The sequence below is a fragment of the Haloglomus salinum genome (genome assembly GCF_024298825.1).
GTDB classification, from domain to species: Archaea; Halobacteriota; Halobacteria; order Halobacteriales; family Haloarculaceae; genus Haloglomus; species Haloglomus salinum.
This window is the reverse complement of the sequence record NZ_CP101153.1, coordinates 3,822,297-3,842,611: the sequence shown is the minus strand read 5'-3', so window position 1 is coordinate 3,842,611 and position 20,315 is coordinate 3,822,297. Positions and strand designations below refer to the sequence as shown.

Sequence of the window (20,315 nt, the reverse complement as noted above, 5' to 3'; positions counted from 1 at the left end):
ACTCTACATGTAACCGAGGTCTTCCAACTGTTCTTTCACCACGTCGGACTGCTCGCTGCGCTCGCTCGCCTCCGACCCGGCCCACGGGTCGGCGGGCGTATGGTCGTGCGCGTCCAGTTCGGTGTCGATAGCCGCCCGCACGTCCGTCACGGAGTCGATGTCCGCGACCAGCCGCTCGCTGGTCCCGGCGACCATCGCCTCGTGGGTGTGGACCCCGTCCTGCAGGCCGTGGTCGGAGACGAGCAGGAGTTCGTCGTCCTCGCCGAGGTCCGCACGGAGTTCGCCGACGAACGCGTCGGCCTCCTCGTACGAGCGGTCCTGCAGGCGCGGCTCCTCGTAGGCGATGTGCCCGACGAGGTCCAGCCCGCTAGTGTAGCCGAACACGAGTTCGTGGTTCCCGCTGCGGAGCCCTCGCCGCGTGCGAGCGACGCGTATCATCAGCATCTCGAGGCACTGTTCGTAGAACTCGCGAGGCGCCGAGGAGACGTGCCCGCCGACGGCATCGGGGTCGCGCTCGAACAGGTCGCCGAGGTTGCGCCGGAGCTGGTGCTCGCGGTCCTCGGCGTCCGGGTCGGTCACGTAGTTGGGGACGCCGATGGCGAGCGCGTCACGCCCGTCGAACACCGTCGAGAGACCGTTCTCGGCGTAGTATGTCGCCGGCGTCCGGAAGGCGTCGGTCCCGGTGTTCGTGAGCAGCCAGGCGCCGATGCGGCTCTGGAGACCGTCGGGCAGAACGCGGTCGGCCACGTCGCTCCCGAACTCCAGCAGCGGGTTCCCCCACGCCACGCCGTCCTCGAGTTCGAGACCGTGTTCCGACGGGCGCAGTCCCGTGATGATGGTGGGCCACAGCTCGTGCGTGCTCGGTTCGCCCGCGACGCTGTCGATTGTGTCGATTGTGCGGCGGGCGTCGAGCGCGAGGTTCGGGTGCTCGTCGGGGTCGACGAGGTCCGGGTCGAGGGCGTCCAGCCCGAGGACGACGAGCGTCATGGCTCGCCGTCCGGCGCGTGCGGGCAAGACTCTGACGGGACCGGCCGCGGAGATGGAAAGGTTTGGTAATCCCGGCAGTCAACGCCGGCTATGGACAGCCGGCCGAACGTCGTCTGGGTCACCCTCGATAGCGTCCGTCAGGACCGGACCACGATGGGTGGCCACGACCGGGACACGACCCCGCGCCTCCAGCACATGGCCGGGGCGGGGCGGTCGTTCTCGACCTGTATCGCCGCCGGTATCTGGACGTTGCCCTCCAGCGCGAGTATCCTCACGGGAACGTACCCATCGCACAACACGGTCGGCGTCGACGGGGAGACCATCCCACCGGAGCTGCCGACAGTCGCTGAACGGTTCAGCGACGCCGGCTACCGAACCGCCTGTCTGTCCCGGAACGGCCACCTGAGCGGTGCGACCGGGATGGACCGCGGGTTCGACCGGTTCGAGTGGATCGCCGCCTCGACGCTGCTCTCCGCTGCGGGGCCACGAACCCTCGCGAAGTACCTCCTCAACATCCGTCGCCACTCCGCGGGACTCACCACGGACACGGCGAAGCACGCCACGCCGTTCCTGATGAACGACATCGCGAAGCGGTGGCTGGACGACCTCGCCGGCGAGGAGCCGTTCTTCTACTACCTCCACTACAACGAACCGCACCGACCGTTCGTGCCACCGCTCCCCTGGCAGGACCGGTACACCTCCGATATCGACGCGACGGCCGAGGAGGCCATCGACATCGCGATGGACGCCCACCGGAACATGCACGCCCGCGTGGCGAGCGGTGACCCGTTGACCGACCGCGAACGGGAGGCACTGCTCGCGATGTACGACGCGGAGGTGGCGTACACCGACGAGTGCGTCGGCCGCCTCCACGACCGGGTGCGCGGGCTGGACACTGACCGGGAGACCGTCTTCGTCGTCACCGCCGACCACGGGGAGATGCTCGGGGACCGCGGCCTCCTGGCCCACAATCTCGTCGTCGACGACGCACTCGTGAACGTTCCGCTGGTCGCTTCGGGTCTCGACGACCTCGCTGTCGAGGACGACGACCTCGTCCAGCACACGGACCTGATGCGGACGCTCCTCGAAGCGGCTGGCGCCGACACCGACAGGGTCCAGGGGATCGACCTCCGTGAGGAGGGTCGCGAATTCGCCATCAGCCAGCGCGGCCCGGCTAACTTCGACCTGTACCTCGACCACGACGCCACCTTCGACACCTCGCGGTTCCACGAGTCACTCCTGACCGGTCTGCGTACGGAGACCCATCGCTACCAACGGAGCGAGGACCGGACGGAGTTGCTGGCGCTTCCTGGCGAGACGACAGACGTGAGCGAGTCCGAGCCGGAACTCGCGGCCGAACTGGAGGCGCGACTCGACGAGTGGCTGGCCACCGAAGGGAAGCCCGTCGGCGAGGGCCGCGACGCGGAGTTCGACGACGCGATGCGCCGCCAACTGTCCGACCTCGGATACGTGGAGTGAGATGCGGCTGGGTCGAACCGCGTTCCTCCACTTCCTCTCGCAGGTCGCTGTCTCGGTCTCCGGGTTCGCCGCCACCTTCGCCATCGCGCGGCTAGGCGGAGCCGACGTACTCGGCGTCTACGCGACCGCCGTCGCGCTGACGTTCTGGCTCAACATCCCCAGCACGGCCATCGGCGACGCGCTGACCAAGCGGCTGAGCGAGCCCGGCGACTCGCGGGGCGCCGTCGCCACAGCACTGCTGTTGAACGCCGGCATCGCGGCGGTGTTGCTGGCCGCGCTGTTGCTCGCACGGCCGCTCGTCGACGATTACGTCGGTGCCTCCGTCGGCGGCCTGGTCGCCGCGCTCGTCGTCAGCAACGTCGGCCTCGTCACCGTCGTCTCCGTGCTCAACGGAGAGAAGCGGGTCGAGCTCTCGGGCGGCATCAAGGCGCTGGAGCGGCTCGTCCGCTCGGGCATCCACGTCGGCGCCATCGTCGCCGGGCTGGGGGTCGCAGCGCTGGTCGCCGGCCACGTCGTCGCCACGTTGCTGGCGGTCGTCGTGGGAGCGCTCCTCTCGGCGGCCGCTCTGGGACGGCCGAGCCGCGAGCGTGGCCGCAGCCTCGTCTCCTACGCCCGATACGCCTGGCTGGGAACGCTGAAGACCCGCGCCTTCGGCTGGATGGACACCATCGTCCTGGCAGCGTTCGTCTCGCCGACGCTGGTCGGGGTGTACGAGGTGTCGTGGAACCTGGCCTCGCTGTTCGCCCTGGTGGCGGTTTCGGTGCAGTCGACGCTGTTCCCGGAGATGAGCGAACTCGACGGAATCGAGGAGAGCTACGACCGCGTCCACCACTACCTCAACGAGGGGCTGGTCTTCGCGGGTGTGTTCCTCGTCCCGGGGCTGTTCGGCGCTGTCGTCCTCGGGGAGCGGGTGCTGCGAATCTACGGCGGCGAGTTCTCCCAAGGCGCCGGCGTGCTGGCCCTGCTAGTGGTCGCACGGCTGCTGGCGGTGTACGGCGAGCAGTTCCTCAATGCCGTCAACGCCGTCGACCGCCCCGAAATCGCCTTCCGAGTCAACCTCGCGTTCGTCGGGCTGAACCTCGTGCTGAATGTCTCGCTGGTCTGGGCGTTCGGCTGGCTCGGCGCTGCGGTGGCCACGCTCGTCTCCGCGGGCGTGACCGCCGTCCTCTCCTACTGGGGCCTCGTCGCGGTCATGGGGGTCCCAGACCTGCCGTTCCGGGAGTTCGCTCGCCAGGTCGTCGCGAGCGGCGTGATGGCCGGGGCCGTGCTACTGCTTCGTCGTGTCGTTCCGGGCTCGCAGTTCGCGACGGTTGGACTGGTATTCGTCGGTGTTCTGGTGTACGTGGGCTGCCTGCTGGGCGTCTCGCCACGGGTCCGCGAGAAGTTCGGCAACCTGGCCCGGTCGGCTGCGGAGTAGGCTGTCAGGACGTGCCCTCAGTCGTCGATAGCTGCCGTCAGGATGGCCCGATACCGCTCGACTGCTGCGTCGAGGCTGAACTCCGTCTCGATGAGCTGGCGCCCACGCAGGGATACGTCGGCCAGGTCCTCGCGTGCGAGGACGCTCTCGATGCCGGCCGCGATGTCGTCGGGGTCGCGCGAGTCCATCAGGAAGCCCGTCTCGTCCGCGCGGACCACGTCAGGCACGCCGGAGACGGGGGTGGCGTAGACGGGCGTCCCGCAGGCGAGCGCCTCCAGGATGGTCGTCGGGAGCCCCTCCGTCGGCTGGGAGGGCATCACGAGCAACTGGAGCCGCGACAGCTCCGCCGGCACGTCGTCGTGGTCAACCCAGCCGCGCAGCTCGACCTGGCCGGCCGCAATCTCGTCGGCGAGTTCGGTCTCCAGCCATCCGGAGAGCCGGCCGTCACCGATGAACGAGAACGTCACGTCGTCGGGCAGTCGCTTCGCCACCTGTGCGAGTTCCCGGACGCCCTTCTCCTCGTCGAGCCGGCCGAGGAAGCCGACCCGCCGCTCGCGCTCCGGGAACGGCGTCTGCGGCTGGAACTCGCCGACACGGATGTAGCGCGCTCCGTTCGGGTAGACGCGCGGCGAGTCGGGGTCGAGCCCCAGCTCCGCGGCCATCGAGGCGGTGTACGTGACGGCGCCGTCGGCGATGGCGTAGTCCAGGCGCTCCAGGGCTCGGACCGAGCCGGCCAGCAGCCGCGCGAGCGGCGAGGGAACCCGCTGCTCCCAGTTCAGTCGGAGCGTCAGCGGTACGTCCCCGCGGGGCTGGAGCAGGACGGTCTTCCCACGGAGCCGGGCGAACAGTATCGGGAGGAGGTACGCCGTCGCTCCGAAGAACAGCACCACCTCCTCGTCGCGCCGGGCTATCGCTCGGCACATCCGGAGCTGGTTGCGAAGGAAGCGGGCGGCAGCGACCGGGAGCGAGTCCCCGGCGCCCCGCTCGGTCAGTTCGACCACCTCGTGTCGGTCCCAGATCTCGGAGTCGGCCGGGAGGTTGGCCGTGACGAGCGACACCGTCGTCAGGGCGCTCAGGATGTCGAGCAGGCTACGGGTCGCGTTCTCGCCCGCCGAGGCGAGCGGATGCGTGACCACACAGACGTCCGGAACCGACTCGGGCACGCCGGACCGTCCCGGAGCCGGCACCAAAGCGGTACCGGTCGCGGTCGTTCGGGGGCGACGGACGCGCTGGCGGGGGTCAGCGAACGACGGTCACGGGAGCCGGGGAGTTGTCGACGAGCCGCTTCGCGACGCTGCCGAGCACCCGCTCTTGCTCCTCGCTGAGGTCGCGATGGCCGACGAACACCCCGTCGGCGCCGATCTCCTCGGCGTACTCGGCGATGGCGCTCGCGGGAGAGCCGTAGAGCAGTTCCGTCTCCGTGTCGACCCCTTCCATCCGCTCGGCGGCCCGCTCCAGGAGCTGCTCGCCGCGTTCCTCGGCGTCCTCGGTACTCTCCAGCAGGAGCCGCTCCTCGGCGTTGCTCCCGTCCCGGATTGGGCCGTCCATCACCTCGTACACCGAGGGGTTGACGGCGTGGACCAGCACCAGGTCGGCCGCCGCCGCCGCCGCCAGCGACGCCGCGTGTTCCAGCACACGGTCGCTCCCGGACGTTCCATCGACGGCTACGACGAATCTCATACGCGGATGTTGTTCGTTGACACGCCTAAACGCATCGGTGATTCCGACTCGTATGTACGTGGGTGGCGGCGATATTACTGGCTTACTTACCTTTCTTCGGCACCGAAATCCGGACTATCTGGTTAAGATGGAGGATATGTGGTATGTCACAGCAATTGCTCCGAGATGATGTTCTTCTGTATCTCGGAGGTGCCGTCGTATATCTTCGTGACGCGGGCGTCGCGGTAGTAGCGCTCGACGGGGTGGTCGTCGACGTAGCCCGCGCCCCCGTGGACCTGGATGGCCTCGTCGGTCACGTCGACGGCGTGTTCGGAGGCGAACAGCTTCGCCATCGACGCGAGCCGCGTCGCCTCGTCCGTGTCGCCGCTGTCGATGGCCGACCCCGCCCGATAGGCCAGCGACCGGGCGGCCTCGATGTCGGTGGCCATCTCCGCGAGCTTGTGTCGGATGGCCTGGAACTCCGCGATGGGCTGGTCGAACTGCTTGCGCTCGCGGGCGTAGGCGACGGCTGCATCCAGCGCCGCCTGCGCGACGCCCGTGGCTTGCCCGGCCACGTCCGCACGGGCCGGCGCGAAGAACTCCATGAGCTGGTAGAACCCCCGGTCCACCTCCCCGACGACGTTATCGGCCGGGATTCGGAGCCCGTCGAATCGGACCTCGGCGGTGTCCTGGGCGTGGATGCCCAGCTTGTTGGTGATGCGCGAGGCCTCGATACCGTCGCGGTCGGCCTCGGTGAGGAAGGCCGTGATACCCGCGTGTCCGTCCTCCGGCGAGGTCTTGGCCATCACGATGTAGACGTCCGCGACGGTGCCGTTCGTTATCCACATCTTCTCGCCGTCGATGACGTACTCGTCTCCCTCCTGCGACGCCGTCGCAGGGCTCGCCGAGCTTTGCTCGGCGGTGTCCTTCCGGGCGCGCGTCTCCATCCCGGCGACGTTCGAGCCGTGGGCCGGTTCCGAGATGCAGGTCGCGATGGGCGTCTCGCCACCCGTGACCCGCGGCAGGACCTCTTCCTTCATCCACTCGTCGCCGTACTCCAGAATCATGCCCGTCCCGAAGTCCGCGGCGGCGATGGCGCCGCCGACGCCGGGGTCGGCGCGCCACAGCTCCTCCGTGACGATGACCGTCGCGACGCCGTCCATCCCCGCGCCACCGTACTCCTCGGGGATGTGCGGGGCCACGAGGTCCAGGTCGGCGGCCTGCTGGCGGAGCTGTTCGGGGTAGCGTTGCTCCTCGTTGTACTCGTGCGCAATCGGCCGGATTTCGGACTCGCCGAAGTCACGGACGGCCTCCCAGATGGCCTGTTGCTCGGCGGTGAGCTCGAACGACATGGGACACGCTCCGGGCGGGCGAGGCTTAGCGATTGGGCCGAGCGCGGCCTGCCGCGTTCAGCCCCACTTCACGATGCCGTAGCCGTAGCCGGCGCCGACGGCTCCGGTAAAGACGAACAGGAACAGCAACTGGAGCGCGGCGGCCGCCGAGGGGCGGAGCACCAGCCCCCGGAGGCGGTCCGGTACGAACGAACCCAGCAGGTCGCCGAGGAACTCCCCCTCCGCACCCGTCGACTCGGGGACGAACCGCTCCATCCCGCGCTTCGAGTAGCCCTGCCAGAACGCCCGTTCGAGGAGCCAGTCGGGTTCCGTCCGATACTCGAAGATGCGGTGTTCGACGGTCGCCTCCGGGACGTACCAGACGCGCTGGTCGTACTCGGCGCGCAGCCGGGCACAGAGCTCCGACTCCCCGCCCTGGAGGTGGTTGTCGCCCTTCCGCCCGCCGATATCGACGTCGAAGCCGCCGAGTTCGGCGAACACCTCGGCCCGGAAGGAGATGTTCGAACCCATCGTGTTCCGGACCCACCCCGGCTCGCCGGGGTCGCCATCCGGCCCGAACCCGCGGTGAGTGACACCGACCAGCCAGTAGAACTCCTCCGGAAGGACGGCTGGCTCGCCGGCCTCCCAGCGCGGCGTCATCCGGCCGCCGACGGCGATGGCGTCGTGTGCCTCGTACGCATCGACGAGCAGTTCCAGCCACGCCTCGCAGGCGATGGCGTCGTCGTCGAGGAAGGCCACGATGTCGCCCGACGCCACCTCGGCGCCGTGGTTCCGCGCGGTGAGCAGGCCGCTGTTCTCGTCCAGGCAGGTCGTGACGACTTTGGGGTGGTCGCCGTAGTCCTCCTGCATCCGCTCGTACACCGCCTCGTTTCCGTCACTGACACAGACGAGTTCGAGGTCGTCGTACGTCCCGGTGAGGACGCTCTCGGCGGCGTCGGTCAGGTACTCGTAGCGCTCCAGCGTGTGCGTACAGAGGACGACGGAGACCTGCACGGCCGAGCGGTCGGGGGACGGCGCGCATAGGCTTTCCGGGTCCGGTCCCCGCGGTCACTCCCCGTCTCGCTCGACGGCGAACGGGCTCTCACCCTCGGTCCAGTCCCAGCCCGGGAGCCGGGTCTGGAAGCCCGCCGCGAGTGCTGCATCGAGGTCGTCTGCCCCGGCCACCTCGTCTGGCGCCCCGTGGGTTCCCACGTCCGCGACGTGGAAGGTGGCCTCCGCGAGCATCGAGAACGGGCGGCCCTTCGTGCTGGCGATGGTCGCTGCCAGCTCGCGACCGAGGTACTCGTCCACGACGAAGCCCGGGTAGTCGCCCTCCACGTCGAGCTCACGCAGGAGTCCCACGAGCGCCGCGACGTTGACGGCCACGTCACCATCGGCGAAGACGTGGTCCACCTCCGCGCGGTACTGGTCGGTGGTGATGGGGTCCACACTCGTGTCGAACGCCGTGCCGAGGTCGGCACGGACGTGGTTCACGAGGTCGACCACGGGCTCGTGCGAGCGAACCCACTCGTGCTCGTCGGCCACGACAGCAGGTGTGACGCGCATACTCCCTGGTCGTCCCGAAGGCTTTTAATAACAGTCGGCGATAGGAGCAGGTACACGCGGGTTTTCCGGCACCACGTCCCGCAGACGTCCGGATACGCTCCGGACCGGTCAAGGGTATGATAGTTATCCCGTCGCACACGTCGTTGCACGGAGACGACCGACACGGTCGGTCCCGAGCTTCGGGTGGCAGTTGCCGGAGCCCGCTCTCGTATCTATGAGCGCAGTAGAGCGGCAACTCGACGAACTGAAGGAAACGATCACGGACGAGGTCCCCAGCGATATCTCGATCTCCGACGTGAAGTACGAGGGTCCGGAACTGGTCATCTACACGCAGGACCCCAAGAAGTTCGCGGAGAACGGCGACCTCGTCCGGAGCCTCGCCTCGAAGCTCCGCAAGCGTATCACCGTCCGGCCGGACCCGGACAGCCTCTCGCGCCCGGACGATGCCCGCGAGCGCATCACGGGAATCATCCCCGAGGAGGCCGGCGTCACCGACCTCGACTTCCACGCCGATACCGGCGAGGTCGTCATCGAGGCCGAGAAGCCCGGCATGGTCATCGGCCGGCACGGTTCCACGCTCCGCGAGATCACGAAAGAGGTCGGCTGGACCCCCGAGGTCGTCCGTACGCCGCCCATCGAGTCCTCCACCGTCTCCAACGTCCGGAACTTCCTCAAGCAGGAACGCGACGACCGCCGTGACATCCTCGAACGGGTGGGTCGCCAGATCCACCGTGAGGAGATGGCCGACGAGCAGTGGGTCCGCATCACGACGCTGGGCTGCTGCCGCGAGGTCGGCCGGGCCGCGTTCATCCTCTCGACCGCGGAGACACGCATCCTCATCGACTGTGGCGACAAGCCCGGCGCCGAGGACGAGGTACCGTACCTCCAGGTGCCCGAGGCGCTCGGTGCCGGCGCACAGAACCTCGACGCAGTCGTCCTGACCCACGCGCACCTCGACCACTCCGCGCTCATCCCGCTGCTGTTCAAGTACGGCTACGACGGCCCCATCTACTGCACGGAGCCCACCCGCGACCTGATGGGCCTCCTGACGCTGGACTACCTCGATGTCGCCGCGAAGGAGGGCCGGACGCCGCCCTACGAGTCCGAGATGGTCCGGGAGGCCATCAAGCACTGCATCGACATCGAGTACGGCGACGTGACCGACATCGCGCCGGACATCAAGCTCACGCTGCACAACGCCGGGCACATCCTCGGCTCCTCCATCGCGCACTTCCACATCGGCGACGGCCTCTACAACGTCGCGTTCTCCGGTGACATCCACTACGAGGATACCCGACTGTTCAACGGAGCCGTCAACGAGTTCCCCCGCGTCGAGACGCTCGTCCTGGAGTCGACGTACGGCGGCCGCAACGACTACCAGACAGACCAGGAGGACTCCGAGCGCAACCTCAAGCGCGTCATCAACGAGACCTACGAGCGCGACGGGAAGGTCCTCATCCCGGCGTTCGCGGTCGGTCGCTCGCAGGAGATCATGCTCGTCCTCGAGGAGGCGATGCGCAAGGGCGACATCCCGAAGATGCCCGTCCACCTCGACGGGATGATCTGGGAGGCGACAGCCATCCACACGACCTACCCCGAGTACCTCCGCGACGACCTGCGCGACCGCATCTTCCACGAGGACGAGAACCCGTTCCTCGCCGACGAGTTCAACCACATCGACGGCGGCGAGGACGAGCGGATGGATGTCGCCGACGGCGGCCCCTGCATCGTCCTCTCGACCTCGGGGATGGTCACGGGTGGTCCCATCATGTCCTGGCTCCGCCACCTCGGCGGCGACGAGAACAACCGCATGGTGTTCGTCGGTTACCAGGCCCAGGGAACGCTGGGTCGGCGCATCCAGAACGGCTGGGACGAGATTCCGATGAACGAGCGTGGTTCCAGCGGCCGCGGCAACACACTCACGCTGAACCTCGACGTCGAGACGGTCGACGGCTTCTCCGGCCACGCCGACCGGCAGGGGCTGGAGAACTTCGTCCGCACCATGAACCCGCGCCCGGAGAAGGTGCTCTGCGTCCACGGCGACGAATCCTCCGCGCAGGACCTCTCCAGCGCACTCTACCACGAGTTCAACATGCGGACGTTCGCGCCGAAGAACCTGGAGACGTTCCGGTTCAAGTGAGTCCGTTCGGCGGCGGGCCCCCTCGTCGGACGGCCGGCAGGACGCGCTCCGGCCGGTTACACCGCGTCTGCGGCGCGGCATGCAGGCGACTGAACGGCCTCACCTCGTCGGTGACCCACGGGCGGTTACCGTTCGCCCGAACCGATTTGTGGCCGGGGCAGCACGTCGCGGTATGGCACTGCTCGCATTGGACGCGGTCGGCCACCCGTCGTGTGGTGGTCGGACGTGACCGACGCCGACGCGCTCGTCGACGAGGCCGCACTGGCCGACTTCTGCCGCGAGACGCTGGGTAGCGACTCGAACACCGACCTCTCGGTCGAGTACCACGGTGACGGGCTCTCGAACGAGACGCTGTTCGTCGAGTGGGGCGACCGCGACCTCGTCCTCCGGCGGCCCCCCGCCGGTGACCACGCCGAGGGTGCCCACGACGTGCTCCGGGAGGCGCGAGTGATGGACGCCGTCGCCGGCGCGGTCCCAGTCCCCGACGTGGTCGCGACCTGCGATGACCTCGACGTGCTGGGATGTGATTTCGTCCTGCTCGAGCGGCTCGACGGGGACGTCCTCCGGACCGAGGAACCCGACCGCTTCGCCACCGCCGCGGGCCGCCGAACCGTCGGCGAGGAACTGGTCGATACGCTGGCCGACATCCACGCGGTCGACCACGAGGCCGTCGGCCTCGGCGAGGGCGAGTTCGGCTACCCGGAGGGCTACCTCGAACGGCAGGTCGAGACGTTCACCGAGCAACTGGAGTGGTTCCTCCCGACGACCGAGCAGGACCGCGAGGTCCCACACGTCCGGGAGGTGGGGGAGTGGCTGGCCGACAACGTCCCCGAGGAGAGCGCTCACACGCTCGTCCACGGCGACTACAAGCTGGACAACGTGATGTTCGCGCCCGGGACGCCGCCCGAGATTACGGGCGTGCTGGACTGGGAGCTCTCGACGCTCGGCGACCCGCTCGCCGACCTCGGGTGGATGCTCGTCTTCTGGCGGGACGCGGGCGACCCGGAGCCCGCGCTCCCCGAGGGACTGGTCCCCCGCTTCATGGAACACGAGGACTACCCGACTCGTCGGGAACTCGTCGCGCGGTACGAAGAGCGCACGGGCCAAGAGTTCACGAACGAGCGGTTCTACCGTGGCCTCGCGGCGTACAAGATTGTCACGACCACGGAGGCGATGTACTTCCGCTACCGGGCGGGCGACGCCTCCGACCCGCTGTATCCCGCGCTGGAGGAGGGCGTGCCAGAGCTGGCCGCTCGAGCGAAGCGCATCGTCGAGGGGGAGGAGCCGCTGTAGGGACCCACCTGACGTTGGGGCCCCGAGGCAAACGCCTTTGCCGCGCCCACTGCTGTCAGACCACATGGCAACCACTGAACGGCTGGACAGCTACCACCTCCACGAGCACGACTGGGAGAGCTTCGAGGAGCTCCGCGACTGGTTCGAGTGGGAGGTGCCCGACCGGTTCAACATGGCGGCGTACGTCTGCGACCGGTGGGCCGAGCGGACCCCCGACGCACCGGCGCTGTTCGTCGAGGACGAGTCGGGGGCGACGGACACCTACTCCTTCGCGGAGTTCGAGGCCGCGGCGAGTCGCCTCGCCAACCACCTCGCCGACAGCGGCGTCGAGCGGGGTGACCGGGTCGGCGTGAACCTGCCACAGAAGCCCGAGGCTGCCATCGCCCACGTCGCCGCGTGGAAACTCGGGGCCGTCTCCGTGCCGCTCTCGACGCTGTTCGGTCCGGACGGCGTCGGGTACCGGCTGGCCGACGCCGATGCCAGCGCCTGCGTCGTCGACGGGAGCAACGTCGACGCGCTCCGCCGGGCGCGTGAGGACTACGACATCGGCCTGACGTCCGTGCTCGTCGTCGACGGCGACCCCGAGGGCGACGAGCGCGCGTACGACGAGGCCGTGCCCGACCGCTCCCCGGACCACGAGGCCGTCGAGACCGACGCAGAGGACGACGCCCTGCTCATCTACACCTCCGGGACGACGGGCGACCCGAAGGGCGTCCGGCACGCGCATCGGGTCCTGCTGGGCCACCTGCCGGGCATCCAGACCGTCGGCGACTTCGAGTTCGGCGAGGAGACGCGCTTCTGGACGCCGGCCGAGTGGGCGTGGATCGCCTCGCTGTTCAACATCGTCTTCTCGGCGCTGTTCTACGGGCGGCCGGTGCTGGCCTACCACGGCGGCGAGTTCGACCCGGCGACGGCGTTCGACCTGCTCGACCGCTACGACATCACGATGGCGTTCATCCCGCCGACCGCGCTCCGGTTCATGATGCAGGTGCCCAGCGAGGGGTACGACGTGGACTCCCTGCGGGTCATCGGGAGTGGCGGCGAGTCGCTCGGCGAGTCCGTCGCGGAGTGGGCCGAGGACACCTTCGGCGGTGCGCTCGTCCACGAGGGGTACGGCCAGACGGAGGCCAACGTGACCGTCGTGGAGAACGAGTCGCTCGCCGAGAAACGCGCCGGGAGCATGGGCCTGGCCGCGCCGGGCCACGAGGTCGCCATCGTCGACCCGGAGACGGGCGAGCCGACCGTCGACCCTGGAGAGGTCGGCGAGATCGCCTTCCGGTACGAGGGTGACCCGGTCTGCTTCAAGGAGTACTGGAACGAACCGGAGAAGACCGTCGCGAAGGTACGGGACGGCTGGCTCCTGACCGAGGACCTCGGCCGGGTCGACGAGGACGGCTACTTCTACTTCGAGTCGCGCAAGGACGACGTCATCATCTCCTCGGGCTACCGCATCGGCCCGGAGGAGATCGAGGACTCGCTCGCGAGTCACGAGGCCGTCGCCGACGCGGCCGTCATCGGCGTCCCCCACGAGGAGCGCGGCGAGGTGCCGAAGGCGTTCGTCATGCTGGCCGAGGGCCACGAGGCGAGCGACGACCTCCGGACGGCGCTGATGGACCACGTGAAGGACCGCCTGGCGAAGTACGAGTACCCGCGCGAGGTCACGTTCGTCGACGAGTTGCCCCGGACCTCGACCGGAAAGGTCCGGCGACAGAGCCTCCGCGAGCGCGAGGGGCTGGCGGACTGAGCGCGCGGCCCCGACGAAGGCTCCCGGGGGAAGCTATTTCCCCACGCCACTCCGCCTCCGTGCCATGTCCGAACAGGCCGATTCGACGCTCGACACGGCCCCCCTCCGGTCCTTCCTCGACCGCGAGGTCGGCCCCGCCGACACACTCGAGGTGACCGGTGAGGGCGGCGGCTACTCCAACGAGACGCTGTTCGTGACGTGGGGCGACCGCGAGCTGGTCGTCCGACGCCCGCCGCCGGACGAGACCGCCGACACCGCCCACGACGTCCTCCGGGAGTACCGCATCCTCGACGCGCTTCAGGGGACCGAGGTACCCGTCGCGCCCACCGTCGCCTCTTGCGAGGACGACTCCGTGCTCGGCGCGCCGTTCTACGTGATGGACCGCATCGAGGGCGACGTCGTCCACACCGAGGAACCCGAGCGGTTCGCCACGCCCGCGCGCCGGGATGCGCTCGCGGACGCCTTCATCGACGCGCTGGTTGCCGTCCACGACGTCGACTACGACGCCGTCGGCCTCGAGGCGGGCGAGTTCGGCTACCCCGAGGGCTACCTCGACCGGCAGGTCGAGCGGTTCCAGGAGGCGGTCATCTGGGCCCTCGACACGACCAGCGAGGAGCGCGAGGTGCCCGAACTGTACGAGGTCGGCTCCTGGCTCGCCGAGCACGCGCCCGACGAGGCCGACCACGCGCTCGTCCACGGCGACTACAAACTGGACAACGTGATGTTCGCACCCGAGGCGGACCCGCGCATCGCCGGCGTGTTCGACTGGGAGATGAGCACGCTGGGCGACCCGCTCGCGGACCTGGGGTACGCGCTCCACTTCTGGCCCGACCCGGACGACGAGGAACGGGTCGTCTCCGAGCGGTTCGCGCCACGGTTCCTCGCGGGCGAGGACTACCCCACGCGCACCGAGTTCGTCGACCGGTACGAGACTCGCTCCGGACGCGAGTTCACGAACCCGCGCTTCTACCTCGCGCTGGCCGCATTCAAGATGGCCGCCCTCGGCGAGATGTTCTACGCCCGCTTCCTGCGTGGCGGCGTCGACGACCCGATGTACGAGCGGATGGGCGAGGGTGTCCCCGCGCAGGCCGAGCGCGCGCTCGCCATCGTCGAGGGGGAGTGGACGCTCTGAGGCGGCGACCCGTCGTGTCGGTATGGTCGACACTCGCTAGACAGGCACCAGATTTAACGCGAACTGACACCGTCATCCGCGCGGTGACTGAGAGTGTCTGACGCGGACGCACGCACGGGCCGGGCCGGGAGCAACACGGACGTAGACGCCGTCGTCGTCGGGGCGGGGTTCTCGGGGCTCTACATGCTGCATCGACTGCGCGAACGCGGCTACGATGTCCGCGTCTTCGAGAAGGGTGGGGACGTGGGCGGGACGTGGTACTGGAACCGGTATCCGGGCGCACGCTGCGACAGCGAGAGCCACATCTACTGCTACTCGTTCAGCGACGACATCCGGGAGCAGTGGGAGTGGACCGAGCGCTACCCGGAACAGCCCGAGATTCTCGAGTACCTGAACTTCGTCGCCGACGAACTGGACCTGCGCCGCGACATCGAGTTCGAGCGCGAGGTCCGGTCCGCGACGTACGACGAGGACGCGGGCACCTGGACGGTCGAACTGGCTGACGGCGAGGTGGTCGAGACGCGTTTCTTCATCACCGGCGTCGGCTGTCTCTCCGAGCCGTTCAAGCCGGACTTCGACGGCCTCGACGAGTTCGAGGGCGAGTGGCACCACACGTCCCGCTGGCCCGACGAGGGTGTCGACTTCTCCGACAAGCACGTCGGCGTCATCGGCACCGGGTCGACGGGCATCCAGTTCATCTCCGAGACGGGCGGACGGGCCGAACACCTGACCGTGTTCCAGCGGACGCCCAACTACGCTGTCCCGGCGCGTAACCGGCCGCTGGAGGACGACGAGTACGAGGAGATTCGCGCGAACTACGACGATATCTGGGAGCAGGCCCGCGACTCGCGGCTGGGGATGCCGTTCGACCACGAACACTACTCCGCCGCCAGCCTCTCCGAGGAGGAGATCCGCGAGACGCTCGAGGACCGCTGGGAGCAGGGCGGCTTCCGCTTCCTCCACGCGTTCGAACCGGGCCACGTCCTCACGAACGCCGAGGTGAACGCGGTCATCTCGGAGTTCATCCGCGAGAAGATCCGCGCGAAGGTCGACGACCCCGAGACCGCCGAGAAGCTCGTCCCGAGCGACCACCCGTACGGCGCGAAGCGGCCGCCGATGGACTACAACGACTACTACCGGACCTACAACCGGGACGACGTCTCGCTCGTCGACGTCAGCGACGACGGCGAACCCATCGAGCGCGTCACGCCCCGTGGTATCCAGACCACGGCCGAGGAGTACGACCTCGACGTCATCGTGTTCGCGACGGGGTTCGACGCGATGACTGGAGCCATCCTCGCGATGGACATCGAGGGCCGCGACGGGCTGACGATGGAGGAGAAGTGGGCCGACGGCCCCCGGACCTACCTCGGCCTGATGACGCGTGGCTTTCCCAACCTGTTCACCATCACCGGCCCGCAGAGCCCCTCGGTCCTGACGAACATGCCGCTCTCCATCGAGCAGCACGTCGAGTGGATCGAGGACTGCATCGACTACATGGACGAACACGGCCACGACACCATCGAACCGACCGAGGCATCCGAGACCCAGTGGGTCACGAACACCAACATGCTCGCGGACAACATGCTGTTCTCGGAGGCCGACTCCTGGTACCGGGGGGACAACGTCCCCGGCAAGACGGCGGTGTTCACGCCGTTCCCGGGCGGCCTCGACATGTACCGCGACATCTGCGACCGCGTCGCCAGCGACGACTACGACGGCTTCGAGTTCTCCCGGGCCGCGGACGCGCCCGTGGCCGAGCAATAGCTCGCCACAGTTCTCAGTATCTCAGTTCTACGCAGGATACCGCTGAAAAACAGCAGATTACCGCAGCGTCTCGCGAGCAGTCCTACTCTTCGTCGTCCTCGTCCACGTCCTCGAAGTCGGCGTCGACGTACTCCTCGTCGTCGGCCTCGGCGCCCGGGCCGGCACCGCCGGGGCCGCCGCCCATACCGCCAGGGCCGCCGCCCATGCCGCCGGGACCGGCGCCGCCGGGACCGGCGCCAGCACCGGCACCGCCGGCGCCGGCCTGGGCCTGCTGCTGGTACATCTGCTTGCCGATCTCCTGAAGCTCCTGGCTCAGGCTCTCTGTCGCCGATTCCAGCGCCTCCGTGGCCTCGTCGATCGCCTCGAACTCGACGTCCTCGTACTCGTCGAGGGCGTCCTCGACACGTTCGACCTCGGCCTCGATGTCGCTCCGGAGGTCGGCGTCGATCTCCTCCTCGTTCTCCTCGAGGAGGGTCTCGGCGCGCTGGACGGCCGACTCGGCCTCGTTGCGCGTCTCGACGAACTCGCGGCGCTTCTGGTCCTCCTCAGCGTGCTCCTCGGCTTCCTCCTGCATCTCCTCGATCTGCTCGTCGGAGAGGCCGGCGCCGCCCTCGATGGTGATGGACTCGGCGTTGCCCGAGCCCTTGTCCTCGGCCTCGACGTTGACGATGCCGTTCTCGTCGATGTTGAACGTCACCTCGATTTGCGGTGTGCCGGCGGGGGCCGGCGGGATACCGGTGAGCTGGAACTCGCCGAGGAGCTCGTTGCCCTCGGCCATCTCGCGCTCACCCTGGAAGACGCGGACGTTGACCATCGTCTGGTTGTCCGCCGCGGTCGTGAAGATCTTCGACTCCTCCGTCGGGATGGTGGTGTTCTTGTCGATGAGGCGCTCGAACAGGCCACCCTTCACCTCGATACCGAGCGACAGCGGCGTCACGTCCAGCAGGACGATGTCGTCCACGTCGCCCGAGAGGACCCCGCCCTGGATGGCCGCGCCCAGCGCGACGGCCTCGTCCGGGTTGACGGACTTGCGCGGGTCCTGTCCGGCCATCTCCTCGACCTTCTCGCGGACCTGCGGCATCCGCGTGGAGCCACCGACCAGCAGCACCTCGTCGATGTCGCCCTTGTCGTAGCCGGCGTCCGAGAGCGCCTGCTCCGTCGGGCCGACCGTCCGCTCCAGCAGGTCGCTGGTGAGCGACTCGAACTTCGCGCGGCTGATGGTCTCCTCCAGGTCCTTCGGGCCGTCGTCGTCGGCCGCGATGAACGGGAGCGTGACGGTCGTCTCCTTTCGGTTCGAGAGTTCGATCTTCGCCTCCTCGGCGGCGTCCTTGAGTCGCTGGAGCGCCTGCCGGTCCTCGCGGAGGTCGATGCCGTGCTCGGCCTGGAACTCGTCGGCGAGGTGGTCGATGAGCGCCTGGTCCCAGTCGTCACCGCCGAGGTCGTTGTCACCGTTCGTGGCGACGACCTCGTACACCCCACCACCGAGGTCGAGGATGGAGACGTCGAAGGTGCCCCCGCCCAGGTCGTAGACGAGGACGGTCTGGTCGGACTCGTCGTCGAGGCCGTACGCCATCGACGCCGCGGTCGGCTCGTTGATGATGCGCTCGACCTCGAAGCCGGCGATCTCGCCGGCGTCCTTCGTGGCCTGGCGCTGGCGGTCGCTGAAGTAGGCGGGGACCGTGATGACGGCCTTCTCGACCTCGTCGCCGAGGTAGTCCTCCGCGTCGCGCTTGATCTTCTGGAGGATCATCGCCGATATCTGCTCGGGCGTGTACTCCTCGCCCTCGATGTCGACGGTGTAGCCGTCCTCGCCCATGTGCCGCTTGATGGACTGGATGGTGTGTTCGGGGTTCTGGACGGCCTGGTTCTTCGCGGGCTTCCCGACGAGGCGTTCCCCGTCGTCCGTGAACGCGACCACGGAGGGCGTGGTGCGGTCGCCCTCGGCGTTCGCGATGATCTCGGGGTCGCCACCCTCCATCACTGCGAACGCGGAGTTGGTGGTCCCCAGGTCGATGCCGAGGATCTTGTTGCTCGCCATTGTTGGACGGGAGTAGCAGTCTGGCGCCGTTAAGCCTTGCTGAATCGGGTCGATTCGCCTCGCAGGAGCCCCGTCGCCCTCTTGCGGTTTTCCCGTCGCCGATTCTCCGCGACCGACACGTACAAACAGAAGTGCATCACAAGCGTGCCGTCCGACCGGATGTGAGTCAGTCCGCTGTCGCCCACAGGTCGACCACGACGGGCAGGTGGTCGGAGGGATGGCGCCAGGTCTGGTCCACGTCCGCGGCCGTCGCGTACAGGGCCACGTCGAAGCCGCGGACGAGGACGTAATCGATGCGCTTGTCGCGGGTCGGGTCGTGGTCGGTGCCCTCCTCGACCCCCTCGCCGTCGAAGCCGACGTACGTCTCGCCGGGGCCGAACCGCGTGTCCGCGGCCTGCCGGGCGTCGGTGAACGGCCCCGGCGTCTCGACGAGCGAGCGGTACGGGCCGGAGGCGGGCCGGGCATTCAGGTCTCCCACGAGGAGTGACGGGGCGGCGTCGAGCCGTTCACGGACGAGGCGCGCGCTCTCGCGCCGTGCCAGCGCGCCCGCGTGGTCGAAGTGGACGTTGACGAGGTCGAACGTCTCGTCCGTCTCCCGGTCCCGGAACTGTACCTCCGTCGCCACCCGCGGGACCGAGGCGTCCCACCCGACCGCGCCGATGTTCTCGGGGGCCGGCGCCAGCGCGAACGGCTCTACCGTCTCGGCCCTCAGTCGTTCGGGCCGGTAGCCGACGGGTGTGTGCTCTCCCGTCTGCTGACGCTCTGTGGCCCACTCGTAGTCGGGGAGCCGCTCGCGGAGGTCCGGCAGCTGGTCCTGCCAGACCTCCTGCAGGCAGAGTACGTCGGGCCGGTGGACACGGACCGTGGCTGCGACCGCGTCCCGGCGGTTCTCCCACGCCCGGGGGCCGTCGTCCAGCGTCGCGTAGCGGACGTTGTACGTCATCACCCGCAGCGGAGCGACGCCGCTCACGGTCGGTCGTCCTCCGTCGCCCTCCGGGGCCGTCCATGGCCGCGCTTCATCATCACCCGAGCGTGCTCGGGCCGAGCGCAAAAGGGTGGTCCTGGTGGGTCGGTACCCGACCAGAAGGTGGGGTGTCGGTTCGTGCTGGTTACTCGCCGGCGCCGTCGGAGACGGTCACCTGCGCGGCCTGGAGCACCTTCTCGGCCATCTCGTAGCCCGGGCGGTGGAGTTCGTCGACGGTCCCCTCGGGCTGGTCGCTCGTGACGCGCATCAGCACCTCGTGGCGCTGGGGGTCGACCTCCTCACCCGGTTCCGGCTCGATGGCGACCACGTTCTCGGCGTCGAGCACACGGTCGAACTGGTCCAGCGTCGTCCGCACGCCGCCGCGGATGTCCGTGTCCTCGTCCTGCTCCAGCGCCCGGACGAGGTTGTTCCGCACGTCCAGCAACCGCTCGACCAGTTCCTCGGTCGCGCGAGCCTTCTGCTCCTCCTGTTTGCGCTCCATCCGCTTCTTGAAGTTCTGGAACTCCGCCTGCTTGCGCTTGAGCTGCTCCTCCAGGTCCTCGACGCGCTCCTCGTACTCGGTAGCGGCGTCCTCGGCGTCGTGACGGGCCGACCGCAGCGAGGCGATTTCGCGGGCGATGGTCTCCGGGTCGGACTCCTCGACACGTTCGACGAGGTCCGCATCGGGCTCGACCTGCGTATCGTCCTCGGCGGCACCGTCGGTGTCCGCCGCGTCGTCGTCCGTCGCGGCGTCCTTCTCGCTCATAGCCACGAGTTGGCGACGGCCGGGGATAAGGG

The 20,315-nt window shown here is 68.7% G+C and carries 16 protein-coding genes; 7 read left to right on the top strand and 9 right to left on the bottom strand.

Annotation, left to right across the window (positions count from 1 at the left end; genetic code table 11):
• Positions 1 to 3: 3 nt before the first annotated feature.
• A complete protein-coding gene (locus tag NL115_RS18790; RefSeq protein WP_254830854.1) occupies positions 4 to 987 on the bottom strand; it encodes an alkaline phosphatase family protein in 984 nt (327 codons plus the stop codon).
• A 90-nt stretch (positions 988 to 1,077) separates the two neighbouring features.
• On the opposite strand from NL115_RS18790, the gene NL115_RS18785 reads away from it, so the two are divergent.
• Positions 1,078 to 2,466 (top strand): sulfatase, encoded by a 1,389-nt coding sequence (locus tag NL115_RS18785; protein ID WP_254830853.1) that lies wholly within the window; start codon positions 1,078 to 1,080, stop codon positions 2,464 to 2,466.
• Between the two features lies 1 nt (position 2,467).
• Positions 2,468 to 3,883: an oligosaccharide flippase family protein gene (locus NL115_RS18780; RefSeq protein WP_254830852.1), complete on the top strand. Its 1,416-nt coding sequence runs from the start codon at positions 2,468 to 2,470 to the stop codon at positions 3,881 to 3,883.
• 17 nt (positions 3,884 to 3,900) lie between these two features.
• On the opposite strand, the gene NL115_RS18775 is transcribed toward NL115_RS18780, so the two are convergent.
• From NL115_RS18775 to NL115_RS18755, 5 genes are all read right to left on the bottom strand, one after another.
• The gene (locus NL115_RS18775) at positions 3,901 to 5,046 is read right to left on the bottom strand and encodes a glycosyltransferase family 4 protein (protein ID WP_254830851.1); all 1,146 of its coding nucleotides are present in this window, start codon (positions 5,044 to 5,046) and stop codon (positions 3,901 to 3,903) included.
• Positions 5,047 to 5,122: 76 nt separating this feature from the next.
• A complete protein-coding gene (locus tag NL115_RS18770) occupies positions 5,123 to 5,563 on the bottom strand; it encodes a universal stress protein (protein WP_254830850.1) in 441 nt (146 codons plus the stop codon).
• Positions 5,564 to 5,709: 146 nt separating this feature from the next.
• On the bottom strand, positions 5,710 to 6,894 hold the full coding sequence (locus tag NL115_RS18765) for an acyl-CoA dehydrogenase family protein (protein ID WP_254830849.1): 1,185 nt from the start codon (positions 6,892 to 6,894) through the stop codon (positions 5,710 to 5,712).
• 57 nt (positions 6,895 to 6,951) lie between these two features.
• On the bottom strand, positions 6,952 to 7,887 hold the full coding sequence (gene aglG / locus NL115_RS18760; protein WP_254830848.1) for a glucosyl-dolichyl phosphate glucuronosyltransferase: 936 nt from the start codon (positions 7,885 to 7,887) through the stop codon (positions 6,952 to 6,954).
• Positions 7,888 to 7,941: 54 nt separating this feature from the next.
• Positions 7,942 to 8,439 carry a DUF7984 family protein gene (locus NL115_RS18755; RefSeq protein WP_254830847.1) on the bottom strand — a complete coding sequence of 166 codons (498 nt, stop codon included), beginning with the start codon at positions 8,437 to 8,439 and terminating at the stop codon, positions 7,942 to 7,944.
• Positions 8,440 to 8,653: 214 nt separating this feature from the next.
• Here NL115_RS18755 and NL115_RS18750 point away from each other — a divergent pair, with 214 nt between their 5' ends.
• The 5 genes from NL115_RS18750 (at position 8,654) to NL115_RS18730 (ending at position 16,515) form a co-directional block, all read left to right on the top strand.
• Positions 8,654 to 10,579, top strand: coding sequence for a beta-CASP ribonuclease aCPSF1 (locus NL115_RS18750; protein ID WP_254830846.1), 1,926 nt, complete (start codon positions 8,654 to 8,656; stop codon positions 10,577 to 10,579).
• Between the two features lie 225 nt (positions 10,580 to 10,804).
• Positions 10,805 to 11,872 (top strand): phosphotransferase family protein, encoded by a 1,068-nt coding sequence (locus tag NL115_RS18745; protein WP_254830845.1) that lies wholly within the window; start codon positions 10,805 to 10,807, stop codon positions 11,870 to 11,872.
• A gap of 64 nt (positions 11,873 to 11,936) precedes the next feature.
• Positions 11,937 to 13,616: an acetate--CoA ligase gene (locus NL115_RS18740; RefSeq protein ID WP_254830844.1), complete on the top strand. Its 1,680-nt coding sequence runs from the start codon at positions 11,937 to 11,939 to the stop codon at positions 13,614 to 13,616.
• A 64-nt stretch (positions 13,617 to 13,680) separates the two neighbouring features.
• Complete coding sequence (locus NL115_RS18735) at positions 13,681 to 14,748, top strand: phosphotransferase family protein (RefSeq protein WP_254830843.1); 1,068 nt, start codon at positions 13,681 to 13,683, stop codon at positions 14,746 to 14,748.
• Between the two features lie 93 nt (positions 14,749 to 14,841).
• Positions 14,842 to 16,515 carry a flavin-containing monooxygenase gene (locus NL115_RS18730; RefSeq protein WP_254830842.1) on the top strand — a complete coding sequence of 558 codons (1,674 nt, stop codon included), beginning with the start codon at positions 14,842 to 14,844 and terminating at the stop codon, positions 16,513 to 16,515.
• A gap of 82 nt (positions 16,516 to 16,597) precedes the next feature.
• Here the strand turns inward: NL115_RS18730 and dnaK are convergent, their stop codons facing one another.
• The 3 genes from dnaK to NL115_RS18715 form a co-directional block, all read right to left on the bottom strand.
• Entirely contained in the window at positions 16,598 to 18,553 is a 1,956-nt protein-coding gene (dnaK, locus tag NL115_RS18725; protein ID WP_254830841.1) for a molecular chaperone DnaK, read from the bottom strand.
• 166 nt (positions 18,554 to 18,719) lie between these two features.
• Positions 18,720 to 19,523, bottom strand: a complete 804-nt coding sequence (locus NL115_RS18720; protein WP_254830840.1) for an endonuclease/exonuclease/phosphatase family protein — start codon at positions 19,521 to 19,523, stop codon at positions 18,720 to 18,722.
• A 139-nt stretch (positions 19,524 to 19,662) separates the two neighbouring features.
• A complete protein-coding gene (locus tag NL115_RS18715; RefSeq protein WP_254830839.1) occupies positions 19,663 to 20,283 on the bottom strand; it encodes a nucleotide exchange factor GrpE in 621 nt (206 codons plus the stop codon).
• Between the last annotated feature and the right edge of the window lie 32 nt (positions 20,284 to 20,315).

Bases quoted from the DNA above. Each gene is read 5' to 3' on its own strand.
- NL115_RS18790 (WP_254830854.1), bottom strand. From the start codon at position 987: ATGACGCTCGTCGTCCTCGGGCTGGACGCCCTCGACCCGGACCTCGTC.
- NL115_RS18785 (WP_254830853.1), top strand. From the start codon at position 1,078: ATGGACAGCCGGCCGAACGTCGTCTGGGTCACCCTCGATAGCGTCCGT.
- NL115_RS18780 (WP_254830852.1), top strand. From the start codon at position 2,468: ATGCGGCTGGGTCGAACCGCGTTCCTCCACTTCCTCTCGCAGGTCGCT.
- NL115_RS18770 (WP_254830850.1), bottom strand. From the start codon at position 5,563: ATGAGATTCGTCGTAGCCGTCGATGGAACGTCCGGGAGCGACCGTGTG.
- NL115_RS18765 (WP_254830849.1), bottom strand. From the start codon at position 6,894: ATGTCGTTCGAGCTCACCGCCGAGCAACAGGCCATCTGGGAGGCCGTC.
- NL115_RS18755 (WP_254830847.1), bottom strand. From the start codon at position 8,439: ATGCGCGTCACACCTGCTGTCGTGGCCGACGAGCACGAGTGGGTTCGC.
- NL115_RS18750 (WP_254830846.1), top strand. From the start codon at position 8,654: ATGAGCGCAGTAGAGCGGCAACTCGACGAACTGAAGGAAACGATCACG.
- NL115_RS18740 (WP_254830844.1), top strand. From the start codon at position 11,937: ATGGCAACCACTGAACGGCTGGACAGCTACCACCTCCACGAGCACGAC.
- NL115_RS18735 (WP_254830843.1), top strand. From the start codon at position 13,681: ATGTCCGAACAGGCCGATTCGACGCTCGACACGGCCCCCCTCCGGTCC.
- dnaK (WP_254830841.1), bottom strand. From the start codon at position 18,553: ATGGCGAGCAACAAGATCCTCGGCATCGACCTGGGGACCACCAACTCC.
- NL115_RS18715 (WP_254830839.1), bottom strand. From the start codon at position 20,283: ATGAGCGAGAAGGACGCCGCGACGGACGACGACGCGGCGGACACCGAC.